Below are 18,860 nucleotides of genomic sequence, written 5' to 3'. Positions count from 1 at the left end.
ATGTCCGAGACCACCACCCAGAGCGCCGCGGGCGCGTTCGAGGCCGAGCAGAAGCGCTACCTCGAAGGCTTCGCCTCCGGGATCGCCGCCGTCCGCCTGACCGGCGGCCTCGCCGCCGGCGGGGCTGGGGCGGCCGCACCGCCCGCCGAGCCCACGGGCCCGGACGCGATCCACATCAAGGCTCAGGACCGGACCGTCAAGGATGGCGGCAAGCTCTGCGACCAGGAGAAGTGGAAGCGCGCCGAGAACCCCTTCGACGGCCACAACCGCCTGATCCAGGAGGCCGCCGCCGGCAAGCAGCCGAAGCCGGAGGACAATTTCCGCTGGCGCTACCACGGGATGTTCTGGGTCGCGCCCAATCAGGTCTCGTACATGTGCCGGATGCGGATCCCCAACGGGATCCTGCACCATTGGCAGTTCGCGGGCGTCGCCGACCTCGCCGACCAGCACGGCGGCGGCTACGTCCACGTGACCACCCGGGCGAACCTGCAGGTGCGCGAGATCGGCCCCGAGCACGCCCAGCCGTTCCTCGACGGGCTGACCGATATCGGGCTGACTGCCCAGGGCGCCGGCGCCGACAACATCCGCAACGTCACCGGCTCGTCCACCGCCGGCATCGACGCCCAGGAGCTCTTGGACACGCGCCCGCTCGCCAAGTCCTGGCACACCTGGATCCTGAACGACCGCTCGCTCTACGGCCTGCCGCGGAAGTTCAACGTCGCCTTCGACGGCAGCGGCGTGATGCCGACGCTGGAGGAGACGAACGACATCGGCTTCCAGGCGGTGGAAGTGCTGGACGGCGCCGCGGTGGCGCCCGGCATCTACATGCGCCTCGTGCTCGGCGGCATCTCGGGCCACCGGGACCTCGCCCGCGACACCGGCATCGTGCTGAAGCCCGAGCAGTGCAACGCGGTCGCCGACGCGATCATCCGGGTGTTCATCGAGAACGGCGACCGGACGAACCGCAACAAGAGCCGGATGAAGTACGTCCTCGACGCCTGGGGCTTCGACAAGTACCTCGCGGCCGTCGAGGACAAGCTCGGCCGCAAGCTCGACAGGGTCGCGCCGGAGCACGTCGCGCCGCGCAAGCCCACCGACCGCTTCGCCCATGTCGGCGTGCACGCCCAGAAGCAGCCCGGCCTCAACTGGGTCGGAGTCGTGCTGCCGGTCGGCAAGATGACCAGCGATCAGGTGCGGGCGCTCGCCAAGATCGCGTCCGAATGCGGCGACGGGCAGATCCGCCTGACCGTCTGGCAGAACTTCATCTTTTCGGGCGTGCCGGACGCCAAGGTGGCGGAAGTCGAAGCCCGCGTGGACGCGCTCGGCCTGACTACGAAAGCCGCGGGCATCCGCTCCGGCCTCGTCGCCTGCACCGGTGCCCGCGGCTGCAAGTTCGCGGCCTCCGACACCAAGGGTCACGCCCTGGTCATCGCCGACCACATCGAGCAGGCGCTGCCGAACCTCGACGTGCCGGTGAACGTCCACCTCACCGGCTGCCACCACAGCTGCGCCCAGCACTACATCGGCGATATCGGGCTGATCGGCGCCAAGGTGGTGGTTTCCGAGGAGGGCGACACGGTCGAGGGCTACGACGTCGTGGTCGGCGGCGGCTTCGCCGAGAACCCGAAGATCGGCACCGAGATCTGGAAGGCCGTGAAGGCCGAGGATGCGCCCGCCCGCGTCGAGGCGCTGCTGCGCGCCTACCTCGCCCTGCGCCAGGGGCCCGAGGAGAGCTTCCAGGCCTTCACCGGCCGCACCGGCGCGGAGGCGCTCCGCGACGCCGCCGAGGACCAGCCCGCCCTGAAGGCCGCCGCATGACTCAGCACGTCTCGCCCCCCCTCGTCCTGATCCCCGAGACCGCGCCCTTCAACGAGGACCAGCGCGCCTGGCTCTCGGGCTATTTCGCGGCTTTGCTCGGCCCCTCCGTCGCGGGTGCCACGGCGCTGGCCCCCGGCGATGCACCCGCGACCGGCCCGAAGCTCGCCGACAACGACGACGCGCCCTGGCACGACCCGTCCGTGCCGATCGGCGACCGGATGGCGATGGCCAAGGACCGGTCCGAGCCGCAGAAGCTGATGGCCGCCATGGCCCAGCAGGATTGCGGCCAGTGCGGCTACAACTGCGCGGACTACGCCAACGCCATCTTCCTCAAGAACGAGGCGCGCCTGAATCTTTGCCAGCCCGGCGGCAAAGAGACCCTGCGCATGCTCAAGAAGCTGGACGAGGAGTTCGGCGCCGCCGGAGGGGCCCCCGCGGCGCCGAAGGCGGACGACGACGCCCCGAAGGCGGCGGCCGACCTCGGGCCGCTGGGCTACTGCCGCGAGAACCCGGTCGAGGCGCTGTTCCTGTCCCGCCGCCGCCTCAACGATCCGGGCGGCGAGAAGGAGACGTGGCACGTCGAGATCGGCCTCGACGGCACGCCGATCCAGTACGAGGTCGGCGACTCGCTCGGCCTGTTCCCCGCCAACGCCCCGGCGCTGGTGGACGCGGTGATCGCGGAGCTCGGCGCCCGCCCCGAGCGGGTGATCGGGGAAAAAACCCTGCGCGAGCACCTGCTGATCAACTACGCGCTCGGCGCGGCGCCCGACAACCTCTACCAGCTCCTGTCGCTGCTCACCTCGGGCGCGGCGCGCAAGAAGGCCCAGGCGCTCGCCTCCGGCGAGGATCCGGACGGCGACGCCGCCTATCTCGACGTGCTCGGCGCGCTGCACAAGTTCCCCGGTGCGCGGCCCGACGCCGAGGTCTTCCTCGAGGCCCTCGACGAGCTGCAGCCGCGGCTGTACTCGATCTCGTCCTCGCCGAAGATGGATGTCGGCCGCGTGTCGCTGACGGTGGACGCGGTGCGCTACAACCACCGCTCGCGGCTGCGGCTGGGCGTCGCCTCCACCCACCTGGGCGAGCGCCTGCCGGAACAGACCAAGGTGAAGGTCTATCTCCAGAAGGCGCACGGCTTCGGCCTGCCGGCCGACCTGTCGAAGGACGTGATCATGTGCGGCCCCGGCACCGGGATCGCGCCGTTCCGGGCCTTCCTGCGCGAGCGCGCCGCCACGCGGGCGCCGGGCCGCAACTGGCTGTTCTACGGCCACCAGCGGCAGGCCTCGGACTTCTTCTACAAGGACGAGCTGAACAGCCTGAAGGACGACAAGGTGCTCACCCGCCTGTCCCTGGCCTGGTCCCGGGACGGCAAGGAGAAGACGTACGTCCAGGACCGGATGCGCGAGAACGGCGCCGAGCTGTGGAAGTGGCTCGAGGGCGGCGCGCACTTCTACGTCTGCGGCGACGCCAAGCGCATGGCCAAGGACGTCGAGCGGGCGATCATCGACGTGGCGGCGCAGTTCGGCGGCAAGAGCCCCGAGGACGCGGTGGCCTACCTCGCGGCGCTCAGGAAGGCCGGCCGGTATCAGGCCGACGTGTACTGAGGCGCGCCGCGCGCTCCTCCCCGTCGCGGAGGGGAATCGGAGTGGGGGACTGGAGGGACCGAGACGCTCGATCCTGAGCCACCCCACCCCCTGACCCCTCCCCACGAGGAGGAGGGGAACAGCGGCGCGAAGCTTGCTCCCGCCCAGGACGACCCTGCGAGGATCCAGCCATGACCCAGCCAGTGGCGGCGCCGACGGTGCGGACCACCTGCCCCTATTGCGGGGTCGGGTGCGGCGTGCTCGCGACTCCGGACGGGCAGGGCGGCGCCACCATCGCGGGCGACGCCGACCACCCGGCCAATTTCGGCCGCCTGTGCTCGAAGGGCTCGGCGCTGGGCGAGACCCTGTCGCTCGAGAACCGCCTGCTCCACCCGCAGGTCGACGGCGCGCGGGTCTCGTGGGACGCGGCGCTCGACACGGTCGTGGGCAAGCTCCGCGCGGTGGCGGACGAGCACGGGCCGGACGCGATCGCCTTCTACCTCTCGGGGCAGCTCCTGACCGAGGATTACTACGTCGCCAACAAGCTCGCGAAGGGCTTCATCGGCACGCCGCACGTGGACACCAACTCGCGGCTCTGCATGTCGAGCGCGGTGGCGGCCCACCGGCGGGCCTTCGGCTCCGACACGGTGCCGGGCTGCTACGAGGATCTCGACGAGGCCGACCTGATCGTGCTGGTGGGCTCCAACACGGCCTGGTGCCACCCGATCCTGTTCCGCCGCATGGCCGACGCCAAGGAGCGCCGCGGCACCAAGTTCGTGGTCATCGACCCCCGCCGGACCCAGACCGCCCAGGAATCCGACCTGTTCCTCGGCATCCGGCCGGGCACCGACAGCGCCCTGTTCTCGGGCCTGCTGGTCTACCTGTCCGACAACGGTTTTCGCGATCGCGCCTTCGTCGATTCCCATACGGCCGGCCTCGACGGCGCCCTCGACCGCGCCCGCCAGATCGCGCCGGATCTGGCGGCGGTCGCCGCCGTCACCGGCGCGCCGGAGGCCGACATCGCGGCCTTCTACGCCCTGTTCGCCGGCACCCGCCGGGTCGTCACGGCCTTCTCGCAGGGGGTGAACCAGTCGGCGCAGGGCACCGACAAGGGCAACAGCATCATCAACTGCCACCTCATCACCGGCCGCATCGGCGAGACCGGGATGGGTCCGTTCTCCCTGACCGGCCAGCCCAACGCCATGGGCGGGCGCGAGGTCGGGGGGCTGGCCAACATGCTGGCCGCCCACATGCACTTCACCCCCGAGGAGGTGGACCGGGTGCGCCGCTACTGGGGCGCCCCGCGGATCATCACCGGCGAGGGTATGAAGGCGGTGGCGCTGTTCGAGGCGGTCAGCCGGGGCAAGATCAAGGCCCTCTGGGTGATGGGCACGAATCCGCTGGTCTCGATGCCGCGGGCCGACGCGATCCGCGAATCGCTCGCCGGGCTCGATCTCTACGTGGTGTCCGAGGCGGTCGCGGATTCCGACACGGCCCGGGGATGCGGCAAGACCACCGTGCTTCTCCCCGCCCAGGCCTGGGGCGAGAAGGACGGCACGGTCACCAACTCCGAGCGGCGGATCTCGCGCCAGCGCCGCTTCCTCGCGAGCCCGGGCGAGGCCCGGCCGGACTGGGCGGCGCTGGCCGAGGTCGGCCGCCGCCTCGGCCACGCCCGGGCCTTCGCGTTCGACTCCGCCGCGGGGATCTTCCGCGAGCATGCCGGGCTCTCGGCCTACGAGAACAACGGCACCCGCGACTTCGACCTCGGCGCGCTCGCGGACATCGGCGACGCCGCCTACGACGTGACCCTGCCGGTTCAGTGGCCGATCCCGAAGCGCTCCGGCTTTCGCGGCACCCATCAGGGCAAGGCGAGGCTGTTCGGCGACGGCCGGTTCTACACCTTCGACCGGCGCGCCCGCTTCGTCGCGGTGCAGCCGCCGGCCCTCGCGCTCGCGGCCTCGACGGCGTTCCCGCTCATGCTCAACACCGGCCGGGTCCGCGACCACTGGCACACGATGACGCGCACCGGGAAGAGCCAGCGCCTCTCGGCGCACCGGGCCGTCCCGTTCGTCGAGGTCCATCCGGACGACGCGGCGACCCACGGCCTGGTGGAGGGCGACATCGCCCGGCTGACGACCGCGCACGGCGCGGCCGAGTTGGAGGTGATGGCCACCGACACGGTGGTGCCGGGCAGCCTGTTCATGCCGATGCACTGGGGCGGCGCCTTCGCGTCGCAGGCCCGGGTCGGGGCGCTGGTGCGGGGCATGACCGACCCCGTCTCGGGTCAGCCCGAACTCAAGGCGACGCCCGCGGCGATCGCCCCCGTCGGCTACCGCGCCCGCGGCTTCCTGATGACCCGCCGGCAGGTGGCCATGCCCGAGGGCTGGTGGTGGGCGCGCGCCGCGATCACCGGCGGCTGGGGCGCGCAGTTCGCCACCGCCGACAGCTCCCGGGCGGTGGCGCTTATGGTGCGCGGGCTGATCCAGAGCGAGGCGCTGTCGGGCTGCGAGCTGGCGGAATATGCCGACCACGCCCGCGACCGCTACCGCTGCGCGGTCTACGACGGCGACCGCCTCGTCGCCTGCCTCGCCTACGCGCCCGCCGGGGAACGGCCGGATTGGGAGGCCGCCAAGGCCCTGTTCGCAGCCGAGGCGCCCGGCCCCGCCGAGCGACGGGCGCTGCTCTCGGGCCGCGCGGCCACCGCTTCGGCAGGGCCGGTGGTCTGCGCCTGCCACGGCGTCGGCGCCGACGTCATCGCCACGACCATCGCGGGGGGCGCCGCCTCCGTGGAGGCGGTGGGCGCCGCCTGCAAGGCCGGCACGAATTGCGGCTCGTGCATACCGGAGATCCGCAAGATGCTGGCCGGGCAGACCGCCCGCGCCGCGTGATTATCTGATACACTCGCTGACGAGGACTGATCGGCCCATCCGATCCCCTCATCCTGAGGCGCCCGCGTCGGCGGGCCTCGAAGGCGCCCTCCAGCCGGCCGCGCAATCCCTGGAGCCCTCCTTCGAGGCTGCTGCGCAGCACCTCAGGATGAGGGGGCAGACGGCAGCGGCCGGTTCGAGACGATTCAGGACAGGCCCGTGACCGAGACCCCCCTGCGCGCAGCCCGCGCCCCCCGCGAGACCAAGGCCGCCGGCCTGGAGCCGCTGGCGGTGCTGCCCGTCTTCGTGCCCCTGCGCGGCAAGCGGGTGGTCCTCGCCGGCTCGTCCGGCGGCGCCCCCTGGAAGGTCAAGGTCCTCGCGGCGGCCGGCGCCCATGTCGACGTCTACGCGCCCGAGCCCAGCGAGGAGTTGCGCGCGGTGCCGGGCGAGATCGTCGACGGGCAGGTGGTCCTGCACGCGCGCGCCTGGAGCCCGGACGATCTCTGGGGCGCGGCCTTCTGCATCGGCGCGATGGAGGACGAGGCCGAGTGCGTCGCCTTCGTGGCGGCCGCCCGCGGGGCCGGCGCCATCGTCAACGCGGTGGACCGGCCGCATCTCTGCGACGTGAAGTTCGGCGCCATCGTCAACCGCTCGCCGCTGGTGGTCGGCATCTCGACCGAGGGCGCCGCCCCGGTCTTCGGCCAGACCGTGCGCGCCCGGATCGAGGCGATGCTGCCCCGCGGGTTCGCCCGCTGGGTCGCGGCCGCCCGCGACTGGCGCGACGGCGTCACCGCCCGCTTCCACGGATTCGCCGACCGGCGCTTCTTCTGGGAGCGCTTCACCGACCGGGCCTTCGCGGAGCCCGACCGGGCGCCGTCGGATCAGGATCTCGCCGAGCTGCTCGGCGAGACCGAGACCGCCCCGAAGGGGGGCGCCGTGACGCTGGTCGGGGCCGGCCCCGGCGACGCGGAGCTCCTCACGCTCAAGGCGCTGCGGGCGCTGCGCAACGCCGACGTCATCCTCTACGACGACCTCGTCGCACCCGAGATCCTGGACTACGCCCGCCGCGAGGCCCGCACCATGCTGGTGGGCAAGACCGGCCACGGCCCGTCCTGCCGCCAGGACGACATCAACGCGCTGATGGTGCAGCTCGCCCGCTCCGGCAAGCAGGTGGTGCGGCTGAAATCCGGCGACCCGCTGGTCTTCGGCCGGGCCGGCGAGGAGATCGAGGCCTGCCGGGCGGCCGGCATCCCGGTGACCGTGGTGCCGGGCGTCTCGGCCGCACAGGGTGCGGCGGCGTCCCTCGGCCTGTCCCTGACCCATCGCGACGCCGCGCGCCGCCTGCAATTCGTCACCGGCCACGACCGCCGCGGCGCCCTGCCGGACGATCTGAACTGGGGCGCGCTCGCCGATCCGAGCGTCACCACGGTGGTCTACATGCCGAAACGGACCCTGCGGGCGCTGCTCGCGCGCGCCGTGGCGGAGGGTCTGGCGCCCGCGACGCCGGCGCTGCTGGTGTTCAACGCGACGCGCCCGAACCAGCAGGCGCTGCGCGGCACGGCCGCCGACCTCGCCGACCGGGTCGAGGCGGCCGGCCTCGACGGTCCGGCGCTGCTGATGGTGGGCGAGGCCTTCTCCGAGATGCGCGGCGCGCTCCCGGTCCAGGCCGAGCAGAGCCGGGTCGCGGTCTGAGGCTGTCCACGCGGACGGCGCTCCGCGGGACGATGCCAGCTCCTCCCGCGACGATCTGCGGCGGCCGCGGAACCTAGGCAACAGGGGAGCCGGAGCCACAACAGGCCGCGGGGACGAGATCCCCGGCACATCTCGGGAGGGTGGAATGACGCGATCCTGGCTTCGCGCAGCAGCGGCGCTGGCGGTGCTCGGAGGCGTCGCGCCGGCGACGGCCGCGGAACACGATCACGCCGGCCTCGTGGTCGTTCCTGACGGAGCCGCGGCCATCTACGAGCCGGGACCGCCGAACCTGCCGAAGGGCACGCAGATCAGCCGGGTCGCGGGCGATCCGTCGAAGCCCGGCCCGTTCGTCCTGCGGGTGAAGGTCCCTGCCAACTCGGTGATCGCGCCGCACACCCACGCGAAGCCGGAGACGCTGACGATCCTCTCGGGCTCGATCTATCACGAGCACGGGCGCACCCTGGACAGGACCAAGGGCTCGGCCCTGAAGGCGGGCGGCTTCGTCTACCTCCCGGAGGACATGCCCCACTCCCTCTGGACCACTGACGAGCCGGTGGAGTTGCAGGTCAACGGGTCCGGCCCGTTCGGGCTGAAGTACATCAACCCCGCCGACGACCCGAGCCGGAGCGCCGGCAAGCCCGGCTAGAGCGGCTGCCCCTTCGTGCGCGTGGGTCGACGCGTTCCGCTCCGTCATCACGAGCGGAGCGCCGTGATCCAGGGCAGCGCGACATCGGTCAGCGGAGCGCCGCCTGGATTGCTTCGCTCCGCTCGCGAGGACGGCAGCGCCGGAGTCATCGACGCTCCGGGGCTCAGGTCTCGCCGGCCACGAAGGCGCGCATCAGGTAATTGGCGATCGCCATGGGCGGCGGGGCCTGGATCCCCTCGGGATGCGTCCCCGCCAGCATGGCCGCGACCTCGGCCCGGGTGAACCAGCGCGCATCCTCCAGCTCGCTCGGATCGGTGACGATGGCCGCGTCGAGGCCCTCGGCGGCGCAGCCGAGCATCAGCGAGGACGGGAACGGCCAGGGCTGCGACGTCCGGTAGGTGACCGCGCCGACACGGATCCGCGTCTCCTCGAACACCTCGCGGCGGACCGCGTCCTCGATCGTCTCGCCGGGCTCCAGGAAGCCCGCGAGGCAGGAATACATGTGCGGCCGGAAATGCGGCCCGCGGCCGAGCAGGCAGGTGTCGCCCCGGCGCACCAGCATGATCACCACCGGGTCGACCCGGGGGAAGTGGTGGGCGCTGCAGCTCGGGCACTCGCGCCGGAAGCCGCCGGCCCGCGCCACGGTCGCGGTTCCGCAATTGGCGCAGAAGCCGTGGCGGGCGTGCCAGTCGAGCATCGACTTGGCCACGGCGAGCAGGCCGAGCTCCTCGGCCTCCACGGCGGCTTCGGTGGCGATCGACCGGAGGTCGAGGGTGCGGGTCGGCCCGTCGGCGAAGCGCTCCGCGGCCTCGGCGGGCGCGGCGGCGGCGAAGACCGGCCGCCCGTCCCGGTGCCCGAGGAAGATGCGCGTCCCGCCCTCGAGACCCGCCGCCTCCGCGACCGCGATCAGCGCGGTCTCTCCGCGCAGCACGATCCGGTCGCCGCAGATCAGCACGAGGCGGGCCTCGGGCGTGTCGAAGGCGGGCACCGCCTCCTCGGGCTGCTCGGCCGAGTGGCGGTCGAGGCGGTTGCGGACGAAGCCGAGGGTGTCGCGGGGATCGGTCATGCCAGGGTCAGGCCGCGGAGAAGAGGGCGCCGGCGCGCTCGAGGAGCTGGGCGCGGGCGTGGAGCGGGTAGGGCTTGCGCGTCTCGAACCCCCAGACCGGCCCCGGCCAGGCGGGATCCGACCGGAAGCGGCCGACGACGTGGACGTGGAGTTGCGACACCACGTTGCCGAGCGCGCCGATATTGACCTTGTCGGGCTTGGACAGGGCCTGCATCACCCCCGTGGCGAGATGGATCTCCTGCCAGAGCGCCGCCGCCTCGGTTTCGGAGAGGTCGGTGATCTCGGTGAGGTTCGGGCGGCGCGGCACGAGGATCAGCCACGGGAACCGGGCGTCGTCCATCAGCAGCACGCGGCACAGGGCGAGGTCGCCCACTTCGGCCGTGTCGGCCGAGAGGCGCGGATCGAGGGTGAAGGCGGACTCGGTCATCACCGACCGGTGTAGCGCAGCTTCCGCGTCGGCGCGCGGGTTTGCTGCGCCGTCGGTGACGCAGCGTCCCGGCCGGCCGGGTCAGAGCCCCGGCACGACGCCCTGGCGGCCCACCGCGATCGTCCCGGCCACCAGCTCGCCGTCGTCGCCGGAGCGCGCGAAGATCGTCACGGCGGCGCCCGGCTGAAGCATCGCCTTCTCGCCCGGCGAGAACTGCGTCACCGGCGTGCCGTCGGGGATCGCGAAGGACGATTGGCCGCCGTTGTAGGCGACGGTCAGGCGCATCGGCGCGCCCCGCTGCAGGTCGGCGACCCACCCGGCGGTGAGGCGCGCACCCTGCCCGGTGTCCCACGACTGGCTACCCGCCTCGAATCCGCGCTCGGAGGGCGAGTACAGGGTCACGGCGCTCGCTTGCCGCGGCTCGGAATCGGACGCGCCGAGGATGCTGACGTAGCTCTCCGGCTTGATCGCCCGCAGGCTGGCGCCGTTGACCGCGTAGATGCGGGTCCGGGGGCCCATCTGCACCGCCAGGGTGCTGCCGCTGGCGCGGCGGATCTCCAGGCGCTCCGAGTCGGCCCGGACCACGGTGCCGCGGAACCGGACGGTCGTCGGCTCCGCGCGGGCGGTGGGGATCGCTGCGATCGACAGAAGACCGGCGAGGAAGAGACGTCTCACGGGGCTCGTCACGGGGCTCCTTTCGAAGAGGGCAAGCCGTCGGGCGTGCCGTCCGGGTGCGGGACCCGAACGCCGGGGACCGGCCCCGGTTCCCGGCGCTCGCAGGACGGTGCCGTGTCCCGTCAGTGGGGTTCGCGGCGGGCTCAGTGCGCCATCAGGACCGGCATGTCGGCGTAGGCGAGGACGTGGCTGGTGACCCCGCCGAAGATCATCTGGCGCAGGCGGCTCTGGGTGTAGGCGCCCTTGATGAGGAGGTCGCAGCCGAAGGCACTCGCCTCCGCCAGGAAGGTCTCGCCGGGCACCCGCCGGCCGGCCGGCAGGGCCCGGTGCGACGCGTCCACGCCCTCGCAGGCCAGCGCCTGGGCGAGATCCTGCGCCGTCGGGCCCGGCACCATGCCGCCCTCGACGCTGAGCACGAGCACCCGCTCGGCCCGCCGCAGGAACGGCATCGCGAAGGCCACCGCCCGGGCGGTCTCGGTCGAGCCGTTCCAGGCGATGACGACCGCCTCGCCGAGGCTCGCCGGTGCCGCGGGCGGCGCCAGCAGGATCGGCCGGCCGCTCTCGAACAGGGCCGTCTCGAAGGTGGTCATGCGCGGGGCGTTGTCGGTCGTGCCCGGGCGCCCGACCACCGTGGCCGAGAACAGCCGCGCGTACTGGCCCAGGAACGCGTCGCCGGTGGGCACGTCCTGCCGCCAGCGGTAGCGCGGGCCGGCATCCGGCACGCGATCCGGTATGCAGAGCCCGTCGCGGGCGTGCCGCGGGATACCGGCGCCGTCCATGAAGGCGATGAAGCGGCCGCCCGCCTCCTCAGCCTCGGCCCGGTCGGCCTCCTCGTCGCGCAGCCACGTCATGCCGCCGACCATGTCGACCGGCACGTACTCGGCCAGCGCCGGGCGCAGGGACACGCCCTCGATCAGACTGCCGAAGCGCGTCGCCGCCAGCCGCGTCGTCTCGAAGACGGAGGGCAGGGCGTCGTGCATCGCGACGGGTACGAGCAGGGTCTTCATGCTGGCCTCCTCCTCGGGCACGCGAGGCTAATCCGCCCGGCCGCCCGGTGGAACAGGGGCCGGCACGGCGCGCACACGGTTTTGCGGCGCGCCCGGGTCGAGCCGCCGCCGGAGGGCCCGGGTCAGGGGCTGCTCGACGAGGCGGTGGACCACGAGCGCGGCCGCGGCGCTGCCGGCGAGCATGAGCGCCATGCTGCCCCAGGGATGCAGGGCGGGGGCCAGGCCGAACCGGAGCAGCACTTCGCGCACGAGGCGCAGCGCGAACGGATGCACGAGGTAGAGGGCGTAGGACGCGTCGCCGAGCCCGACGAGCCCGCGCACGGGGGACGGCAGCCGCGCGAGCGCGGCCGCGTCGCGGGCCGGCCCGAGCGCGGCGGCCACCAGCAGGACGGCCGGCCCGCCGACGAGGAGCGGGCGCAGGAACCCGTCGGCCTCGCCGAGACCCGCGAACGCCCGCGCGGCCAGGGCCAGCCCGAGCACCCCCAGCACCGCGAGCCCGACCCGCACGGGGAGGGCGGGCCGGAATCCCGCGCCCCAGGCGAGGGCGAGACCGGCCCCGGCGGCGAACTCGAGCACGATCGGGTCCGACCAGAAACGGAGCGGCACGGGCAGGCCCGGCACGAGGGCGCCGAGGGCGACGAGGCCGGCCAGGATCGCGCACAGCCACGCGACGGCGCCGCGCCGCCCGAAGCCGAGGCCCGCGGCGAAGAGTGCGTAGAAGGCCGCCTCGTAGTTCAGGGTCCAGCCGAGGCCGTAGAGCGGCTGGACGGTGCCGTCCGGGCGAGCCGCCGGCCAGAACAGGAAGCTCGCGACGAGGGCGGCCGGGTCGCGCACCAGCGCCGCCGCCTCGCCGAGAAGGTCCGGCCGCGCGAGCGCGAGGACGAGGTAGAGCAGGCTCACCAGCCAGTAGAGGGGCACCACACGGGCGACCCGGTGGCCGAGGAAACGGACGCGTCCGCCCGGCCGACCCGCGAGCCGGCCGCCGGCATGGACGATGACGAAGCCGGAGATCACGAAGAACAGGTCGACCCCGCCCCACCAGGGCAGCAGCGTCGCGGGGTCGATCGCTGGGCCGGCGCCGCGGCCGGCGAGGAGCCCCGCCTCGTGCCGCGCGTGGTGCCACGCCACCATGAGGGCGGCGGCGGCGCGCAGGACCTGGACGGCGACGAGGATCACGGGGCGCCCGCGCGCGCAGCGACGCCATTCGCGACGCAAGCCGCAGCCGGCGTGACCCGGCCGCGGCCGGGCTCGCATCCCCGAAGGAGCGTGACCGGCACCCTGTCGGATCCGCCGGAACGGCGGCGGGCGCGCGGGATTAGTTCGGCTCGGGAACCGTAGCTCTCGCGGCGAAAACGGCAGGAACCATAAGCCGATAACCTCGTTGACGGACCAATTCGCGAACACGCCGGCGCCGAGTGGTCAGCCAAGGCGTCCGTGCTGCGCATGCGGCGTCCTTCCGCGGTTCGCGTGTCCATTTCGAACAGAGGTCCCGATGCTGAAGAACTACGCTGCCGCGTCCGCGCTCGTCCTAGCGCTGTCGACCCCGGCCATGGCTCAGAGCGCCAACGACTTCCGCATGCAGTCGATGCAGGCGAACGCCTTCGAAATCCAGTCCTCGCAGATCGCCCTGTCCAAGTCGCGCAACCCGCGCATCCGCTCCTACGCCCAGGAAGTGCTCCGTGACCACCGCGCCGCCAACGTGGCCCTGGCCGGCGGACAGATGAACGGCGTCGCCGGCGATCCCGGCCTCGGCGGCCTGATCACCGCGCCGATCGCGGTGGCGGGCAGCGCCGTGGGCGCTGGCGTCGGTGCGGCGACCGGCGTGGTCGGCGGCACCCTGTCGGGCGGCCCGGTCGGCGGCCTCGAGGGCGCGGGTGCCGGCGCGGCGCGCGGCGCCGCCGCGGGCGGCCAGATCGGCCGCGGCGACGTGGCGGCTACCGGCGCGTCGACGATCGTCCCGCCGAACCCCGAGCAGCAGGCGATGCTGGCCCAGCTGTCGGCCGCTCCGGCCGGCGCGCGCTTCGACCGGCTGTACGCCTCGCAGCAGATCCAGGCCCATCAGATGACCATCGCGATGACCCAGGCCTACGCCCAGGGCGGCCCGAACCCGGCGCTGCGCAACTACGCCCAGCAGGCCCTGCCGGCCCTGGAGATGCACCTGCAGCACGCCGAGCGTCTCCCGGGCGCCATGTAAGGCGGCAACGCCCGCGGCCCGGCCTCGGCCGGGCCGAACGAGAGGCGGTGGGCGCGAGCCCGCCGCCTTTTTTGTCGGTGGGTCTGTCGCGGCCGTGATGAGCGCAGACCCGACGGGATGGTCGACCTTCGCGGATGCGCCGCGTCCCGGCGGGCCGGCCGGTCCAGATCCGGGACACGATTGGTCGGGCCCCGGATCTCAGCGTTCGCGCTAGGCGCTCACTCGCACGCGATGGCGGCGACGGAGCGGACGGCCTGGCCGGTCGTGTCGATCGGCGCCTTGAACACGCCGGACTGCGGATCGCGCACCAGCAGGGAGCCGCTGGCCACGCCGAAATGCGCGCCGTGGATCTCCAGGCGTCCGTCGTCGACCCGCTCCTTCACGAACGGGAAGGTCAGCAGGTTCTCCATGCTCTGGACGACCACGGCGTGCTCCAGCTTGGTCAGGTAGTCCGGCGCGCCGGGATCGCCGGCCTTGTCCTCGGCCTGACCCACGAGCGAGACCCACTTGCCGATGAAGTCGCCGGGCGAGAGCGGCTTGGCCTTGTTGGCCCAGGCCTTGATGCCGCCGCAGGTGGCATGCCCGAGCACGACGATGTGCTTCACCTCCAGGGCCTGGACGGCGAATTCCAGGGCCGCCGAGGTGCCGTGATACTGGCCGTCCGGCTGGTAGACCGGCACGAGGTTGGCGACGTTGCGGATCGTGAACAGCTCGCCCGGGCCGGCATTGAAGATCGCGCTCGGGGAAACCCGGCTATCGCAGCAGCTGATGACCAGGATCTCCGGATTCTGCGTGGAGGCGAGCTGCGCGAAGCGCCGACGCTCGGTCGGGAAGCGATCGAGGAGGAAGGACCGGTAGCCTTCGGTCAGGTAGACGGGGAACATAAAGTCGTCTCCAGTTAGACAAATCCGCGACAGCGGGAGTGAAATCAAAGTCCTCGCCAAGCAAGAACGCGCGGCTGGGCCGGAATAGTCCCGCGCGCGAGATCCGACGCGAGATCGGCGAGGCCGGCCGGCTCGACGTGCTCGCCGCTGGCGCGCAGCTCGTCGATCGGCCACCAGCGCGTCCCGATCAGCGGGTTGTCCTCGGTCTCGGCGAGGCGGCTCGTGTCGACCCGGTCGTCGGGCAGGCGGACGAGGAAGTAGCGCTCGCGGGCGTCCCGCGCCTGCCGGAACAGGTGGAACGGGCCGTCGCAGGCCCCCACCTGCGGGCCGATCGCGGCGTCGCCGCGGCCGATCTCCTCTTCGAGCTCCCGGCGGCAGGCGGTGACGTGGTCCTCGCCGGGCTCCAGGCCGCCGCCGGGCATGAACCAGAACCGGAGCGGCTCCCCGTCAGGCCCTCTCGCGTGGACCGACGTGTAGGCGATCAGCAGGATCCGATCCCGCGGATCGAGCACGATCGCGCGGGCGATGTGACGGACGGGCAGGGGGTTCGCGGCGCTCATGCAGCCAGAGCTAGCGCGCGCGCCGGGAACGGACACCGGCCGCGCGCGCACCAGCGTGCAAAACAGCACGTTGCGGCCCGTCGGCGCGCCCAGCCGCGATGGGCCCGGCGGCTCAGGAAGGCGGGCGCAGCGCCGGCGCCCAGATCACTACGGGGAGCCCGAACGCGTCCCGCTCGGGCGGATCCGGCAGCGGCACGGCCCGACCGAGATGGATCTCGCGGGCCACCACCAGGGCGGCCAGGGCGTCGAGATGGTCGTCTTCCGGGACGCCCGTCACCCGCGACCCGATCAGCGCGCCCGGCAGGCCGGCCGCCGCGAGGAGCGCCCGCCGGAGGTCCAGCCCCTCGCGGGCGCGCCTGCCCTTCTTGGGCAGGCCGAGAGGCCGCCCGCCGTTGAGGGCGTGGAAGGCCACCTCGGGATGGACCTCGTGGAGCCGCGCGCGCGCCTCCGGGCGCTCGCGCAGGAGCACGTCGACCGCCCGGACGTAGCGGAAGATGTTGTAGCCCTGGATCGACGGCGCGAAGGGCGGGTCGCTCGCCGCCCGCGAGGCGGCCTTCGCGGCCGCGTAGTCGGGGGCGTAGACGGCGCTCCTGGGCGGCATCGGGAACACCGACGCCCGGGCCGGCCCGAGCCGAGCGCGGGCGGCCCGGTCGGCGGCGCGGCCGCCGCCGGTGATCCGCTCGGGCAGCCCGATCGGCACGTCGATCCCGACGATGGCGGGCCGCTCCGGCGCGTCGAGGAGCGCGGCGACGTCCGTGAACAGGGCGCAGCGGTGCCGGTCGGGGTCGTCCAGGTCGAGGAGCGCGCCCGCCCAGGCGCCGCGGCAGCCGTCCAGTCCCGCGATCCAGCGCGCCATGCCGTTCCTCCGCCGCCGTCCGCGCGGCCGCCGTTCTCGCCGGACGTTCTTGCCGGCGTTCTTGCCGGGATGCGCGCGGAAAGCTATCCGCGTCGCCGAGGGCGTCGCCGGCCCGGGAGAAGCGTGATGAGCGAGATCCGTCCCCGTCGCAGCGTGCTGGCGATGCCGGGCTCCAACGCCCGGGCGCTGGAGAAGGCGCGGTCGCTCCCCGCCGACGTGATCCTGATCGACCTCGAGGACGGCACCGCCCCCGCCGCGAAGGCGGCGGCCCGCGCCCAGGTCGCCGCCGCGGTCGCCGCGCGGGGCTTCGGCCAGCGCGAGATCGTGGTCCGCATCAACCCGCCCGAGACCGAGGAGGGCGAGGCCGACCTCGTGGCGCTCGCGCCGGCCGCCCCGGACGCGATCCTGGTGCCGAAGGTCCGGACCTCCGACGCGCTGATCGCCGTGGGCTCCCGCCTGCGCCGGCTCGGCGCGCCGCTGGCGACGCGGGTCTGGGCGATGATCGAGACGCCGATGGCGGTGGTCAACGCCGCCGAGATCGCGGGCGCGGCCCGGGACGTGGACGGGCGGCTCGGCGCCCTGGTGATCGGCCCGAACGACCTGCTGAAGGCGTCGCGGATCCGGCCGCCAGGCCGGGCCGCGCTGATGCCGTGGCTGATGAACGTCCTGGCCGCCGCGCGGGCCTACGAGATCGAGGCGATCGACGGCGTCTTCACCGACCTCAACGACGCGGCCGGGTTCGAGGCCGAGTGCGCGCAGGGCCGCGACCTCGGCTTCGACGGCAAGATGCTGATCCACCCGAGCCAGATCGGTCCGGCCAACGCCGCCTTCGGGCCGGACACCGCGGAGATCGCGCACGCGCGCCGGCTGATGGACGTCTTCGACGCGCCGGAGAACCGCGAGCGCGGGGTCATCGCGGTGGACGGCAAGATGGTCGAGCGCCTCCACGTCGAGGCGGCGCGGCGGACGCTCGCCATGGCCGAGGCGATCGCGCGGATATCCGCGTGAGCGACCTGCCGGAGGTCGGGCTGCGGCTGCTCGACCCGCGCCTGCCGGGCTGGGGCTTCCCGCGCTGGGGCTCGTCGGCCGCGGCCGGCCTCGACCTGCACGCCTGCCTCGACGCGCCCCTGGAGCTGCAGCCCCGAGGGAGGCCGGTCCTGATCCCGGCGGGGTTCAGCGTGCTGATCCGCGATCCCGCCTGGTGCGGGCTGATCTTCCCCCGCTCGGGGCGCGGCCACCGCGAGGGCCTCGTGCTCGGCAACGGCACCGGCGTGATCGACGCGGATTACGAGGGCCCGCTGCTGGTCTCCGCCTGGAATCGCGACGAGTCCGAGCCCGTGCGGATCGAGCCCGGCGAGCGGATCGCGCAGCTCGTCTTCACGCGGATCACCCGGCCGGCGCTGACCGTGCTGGAGGGCGCGACCGGCCCCGGCTCGGAGCGGGGCGCGGGCGGGTTCGGGTCGAGCGGGCGTTAGCGCGCCTCCCGCCGACCTGGATACCGGTCCGGCGCAGGAGAGGGCGTCAGACCGGTTCCGATTGAGGCCTCGGTGGGTGTGCCAATCCGTCATCACGAGCGGAGCGAAGTGACCCAGGGCAGCGCGACATTGCCAGGCGTGGCGCTGCCTGGATTGCTTCGCTCCGCTCGCAAAGACGGTGGGGCCGACGCGAGCACCGGGAATCGGGTCACACCAAAGACTTGGAGCTGCCCCTCAGTCCAGCGTCTTGCCGAGCCGCCCGGCCAGGTCCTGGATGAACTGGAACGCGGTCCGGCCCGAGCGCGAGCCGCGGGTGGTGGCCCATTCCAGGGACTCGGCGCGCAGCTGCTCCGACGGCACGGCGAGGGCGTAGCGGTCGGCGTAGGCGCGGATCATCGCCAGGTACTCGTCCTGGCTGCACTTGTGGAAGCCGAGCCAGAGGCCGAACCGGTCCGAGAGCGAGACCTTCTCCTCCACGGCCTCGCCGGGGTTGATCGCGGTCGAGCGCTCGTTCTCCACCATGTCGCGGGCGAGCAGGTGCCGGCGGTTCGAGGTGGCGTAGAACAGCACGTTCCCAGGACGCCCCTCGATGCCGCCGTCGAGCGCCGTCTTGAGCGACTTGTACGAGGTGTCGTCGGCGTCGAACGAGAGGTCGTCGCAGTAGACGAGCCAGCGGTGCGGGTCCGGCCGCAGCAGGGCCATCAGGTCCGGCAGCGCCTCGATGTCCTCGCGGTGGATCTCCACGAGCTTCATCGGCAGGCTGCCGGCGGGCCGGCGGGCGTTGATCTCGGCGTGGGCCGCCTTGACCAGCGAGGACTTGCCCATGCCGCGGGCGCCCCACAGCAGGGCGTTGTTGGCCGGCAGGCCGCGGGCGAAGCGCTCGGTGTTCTCCACCAGCGTGTCGCGCGCGCGGTCGATGCCGGTGAGCAGGGCCATCTCCACCCGGGCGACCTGCGGCACCGGGGTCAGGCGGCGCTCGGGCCCCCACAGGAAGGCGTCGGCGGCGTTCGGGTCGAAGGCCGGCGGGGTGGCGGGCGCGGACCGCTCCAGCGCATTGGCGATGCGCTCCAGGAGCGGCATCAGGGTGTCGAGGGTCGCGGGGCTCGTCATCGG

General features: G+C 73.3%; 17 protein-coding genes. 8 read left to right on the top strand and 9 right to left on the bottom strand.

The genetic code is table 11. The features are described from left to right. The 5 genes from LOK46_RS12400 (at position 1) to LOK46_RS12380 (ending at position 8,603) form a co-directional block, all read left to right on the top strand. Positions 1-1,818, top strand: a complete 1,818-nt coding sequence (locus LOK46_RS12400; RefSeq protein ID WP_273564033.1) for a NirA family protein — start codon at positions 1-3, stop codon at positions 1,816-1,818. Then, positions 1,815-3,419, top strand: a complete 1,605-nt coding sequence (locus LOK46_RS12395; RefSeq protein WP_273564032.1) for a sulfite reductase subunit alpha — start codon at positions 1,815-1,817, stop codon at positions 3,417-3,419. Before LOK46_RS12400 ends, LOK46_RS12395 begins: the two co-directional genes overlap by 4 nt. A 170-nt stretch (positions 3,420-3,589) precedes the next feature. Then, entirely contained in the window at positions 3,590-6,286 is a 2,697-nt protein-coding gene (locus LOK46_RS12390) for a nitrate reductase (RefSeq protein WP_273564031.1), read from the top strand. Positions 6,287-6,484: 198 nt separating this feature from the next. After that, on the top strand, positions 6,485-7,957 hold the full coding sequence (gene cysG, locus LOK46_RS12385) for a siroheme synthase CysG (RefSeq protein WP_273564030.1): 1,473 nt from the start codon (positions 6,485-6,487) through the stop codon (positions 7,955-7,957). 145 nt (positions 7,958-8,102) lie between these two features. Continuing rightward, positions 8,103-8,603, top strand: a complete 501-nt coding sequence (locus LOK46_RS12380; RefSeq protein ID WP_273564029.1) for a cupin domain-containing protein — start codon at positions 8,103-8,105, stop codon at positions 8,601-8,603. A 163-nt stretch (positions 8,604-8,766) separates the two neighbouring features. On the opposite strand, the gene nudC is transcribed toward LOK46_RS12380, so the two are convergent. The 5 genes from nudC to LOK46_RS12355 all read right to left on the bottom strand — a co-directional run bounded on the left by nudC (position 8,767) and on the right by LOK46_RS12355 (position 12,954). After that, positions 8,767-9,669: an NAD(+) diphosphatase gene (nudC, locus tag LOK46_RS12375; RefSeq protein ID WP_273564028.1), complete on the bottom strand. Its 903-nt coding sequence runs from the start codon at positions 9,667-9,669 to the stop codon at positions 8,767-8,769. Positions 9,670-9,676: 7 nt separating this feature from the next. After that, the gene (locus LOK46_RS12370) at positions 9,677-10,096 is read right to left on the bottom strand and encodes an HIT domain-containing protein (RefSeq protein WP_273564027.1); all 420 of its coding nucleotides are present in this window, start codon (positions 10,094-10,096) and stop codon (positions 9,677-9,679) included. A gap of 81 nt (positions 10,097-10,177) precedes the next feature. Beyond that, positions 10,178-10,771, bottom strand: coding sequence for a hypothetical protein (locus LOK46_RS12365; RefSeq protein WP_273564026.1), 594 nt, complete (start codon positions 10,769-10,771; stop codon positions 10,178-10,180). A gap of 143 nt (positions 10,772-10,914) precedes the next feature. Further along, the gene (locus LOK46_RS12360) at positions 10,915-11,778 is read right to left on the bottom strand and encodes a universal stress protein (protein ID WP_273564025.1); all 864 of its coding nucleotides are present in this window, start codon (positions 11,776-11,778) and stop codon (positions 10,915-10,917) included. Between the two features lie 27 nt (positions 11,779-11,805). Then, positions 11,806-12,954, bottom strand: coding sequence for an acyltransferase family protein (locus LOK46_RS12355; RefSeq protein WP_273564024.1), 1,149 nt, complete (start codon positions 12,952-12,954; stop codon positions 11,806-11,808). Positions 12,955-13,270: 316 nt separating this feature from the next. Here LOK46_RS12355 and LOK46_RS12350 point away from each other — a divergent pair, with 316 nt between their 5' ends. Further along, complete coding sequence (locus LOK46_RS12350; protein ID WP_273564023.1) at positions 13,271-13,972, top strand: DUF4142 domain-containing protein; 702 nt, start codon at positions 13,271-13,273, stop codon at positions 13,970-13,972. Between the two features lie 218 nt (positions 13,973-14,190). Here LOK46_RS12350 and LOK46_RS12345 read toward each other — a convergent pair whose 3' ends face one another. The 3 genes from LOK46_RS12345 to LOK46_RS12335 form a co-directional block, all read right to left on the bottom strand. Beyond that, on the bottom strand, positions 14,191-14,856 hold the full coding sequence (locus LOK46_RS12345) for a carbonic anhydrase (protein WP_024830057.1): 666 nt from the start codon (positions 14,854-14,856) through the stop codon (positions 14,191-14,193). Positions 14,857-14,900: 44 nt separating this feature from the next. Next, entirely contained in the window at positions 14,901-15,416 is a 516-nt protein-coding gene (locus LOK46_RS12340) for an NUDIX hydrolase (RefSeq protein WP_273564022.1), read from the bottom strand. A gap of 112 nt (positions 15,417-15,528) precedes the next feature. Beyond that, on the bottom strand, positions 15,529-16,272 hold the full coding sequence (locus LOK46_RS12335; protein WP_273564021.1) for a DUF429 domain-containing protein: 744 nt from the start codon (positions 16,270-16,272) through the stop codon (positions 15,529-15,531). 126 nt (positions 16,273-16,398) lie between these two features. On the opposite strand from LOK46_RS12335, the gene LOK46_RS12330 reads away from it, so the two are divergent. Together LOK46_RS12330 and dut are read left to right on the top strand one after the other, a co-directional pair. Further along, the gene (locus LOK46_RS12330) at positions 16,399-17,280 is read left to right on the top strand and encodes an HpcH/HpaI aldolase/citrate lyase family protein (protein ID WP_273564020.1); all 882 of its coding nucleotides are present in this window, start codon (positions 16,399-16,401) and stop codon (positions 17,278-17,280) included. Continuing rightward, the gene (gene dut, locus LOK46_RS12325; protein WP_273564019.1) at positions 17,277-17,747 is read left to right on the top strand and encodes a dUTP diphosphatase; all 471 of its coding nucleotides are present in this window, start codon (positions 17,277-17,279) and stop codon (positions 17,745-17,747) included. The genes LOK46_RS12330 and dut overlap by 4 nt, the downstream gene beginning before the upstream one ends. A 234-nt stretch (positions 17,748-17,981) precedes the next feature. Here the strand turns inward: dut and LOK46_RS12320 are convergent, their stop codons facing one another. Next, the gene (locus tag LOK46_RS12320; protein ID WP_273564018.1) at positions 17,982-18,857 is read right to left on the bottom strand and encodes an ATP-binding protein; all 876 of its coding nucleotides are present in this window, start codon (positions 18,855-18,857) and stop codon (positions 17,982-17,984) included. Between the last annotated feature and the right edge of the window lie 3 nt (positions 18,858-18,860).

The organism is Methylobacterium sp. NMS14P, assembly GCF_028583545.1.
Lineage (GTDB): Bacteria > Pseudomonadota > Alphaproteobacteria > Rhizobiales > Beijerinckiaceae > Methylobacterium.
This window is presented reverse-complemented; position numbering and strand designations above follow the sequence as displayed.

Bases quoted from the DNA above. Each gene is read 5' to 3' on its own strand.
- LOK46_RS12400 (WP_273564033.1), top strand. From the start codon at position 1: ATGTCCGAGACCACCACCCAGAGCGCCGCGGGCGCGTTCGAGGCCGAG.
- LOK46_RS12320 (WP_273564018.1), bottom strand. From the start codon at position 18,857: ATGACGAGCCCCGCGACCCTCGACACCCTGATGCCGCTCCTGGAGCGC.
- LOK46_RS12380 (WP_273564029.1), top strand. From the start codon at position 8,103: ATGACGCGATCCTGGCTTCGCGCAGCAGCGGCGCTGGCGGTGCTCGGA.
- LOK46_RS12340 (WP_273564022.1), bottom strand. From the start codon at position 15,416: ATGAGCGCCGCGAACCCCCTGCCCGTCCGTCACATCGCCCGCGCGATC.
- LOK46_RS12395 (WP_273564032.1), top strand. From the start codon at position 1,815: ATGACTCAGCACGTCTCGCCCCCCCTCGTCCTGATCCCCGAGACCGCG.
- LOK46_RS12350 (WP_273564023.1), top strand. From the start codon at position 13,271: ATGCTGAAGAACTACGCTGCCGCGTCCGCGCTCGTCCTAGCGCTGTCG.
- LOK46_RS12335 (WP_273564021.1), bottom strand. From the start codon at position 16,272: ATGGCGCGCTGGATCGCGGGACTGGACGGCTGCCGCGGCGCCTGGGCG.
- LOK46_RS12330 (WP_273564020.1), top strand. From the start codon at position 16,399: ATGAGCGAGATCCGTCCCCGTCGCAGCGTGCTGGCGATGCCGGGCTCC.
- LOK46_RS12345 (WP_024830057.1), bottom strand. From the start codon at position 14,856: ATGTTCCCCGTCTACCTGACCGAAGGCTACCGGTCCTTCCTCCTCGAT.
- LOK46_RS12370 (WP_273564027.1), bottom strand. From the start codon at position 10,096: ATGACCGAGTCCGCCTTCACCCTCGATCCGCGCCTCTCGGCCGACACG.
- LOK46_RS12360 (WP_273564025.1), bottom strand. From the start codon at position 11,778: ATGAAGACCCTGCTCGTACCCGTCGCGATGCACGACGCCCTGCCCTCC.
- nudC (WP_273564028.1), bottom strand. From the start codon at position 9,669: ATGACCGATCCCCGCGACACCCTCGGCTTCGTCCGCAACCGCCTCGAC.
- LOK46_RS12390 (WP_273564031.1), top strand. From the start codon at position 3,590: ATGACCCAGCCAGTGGCGGCGCCGACGGTGCGGACCACCTGCCCCTAT.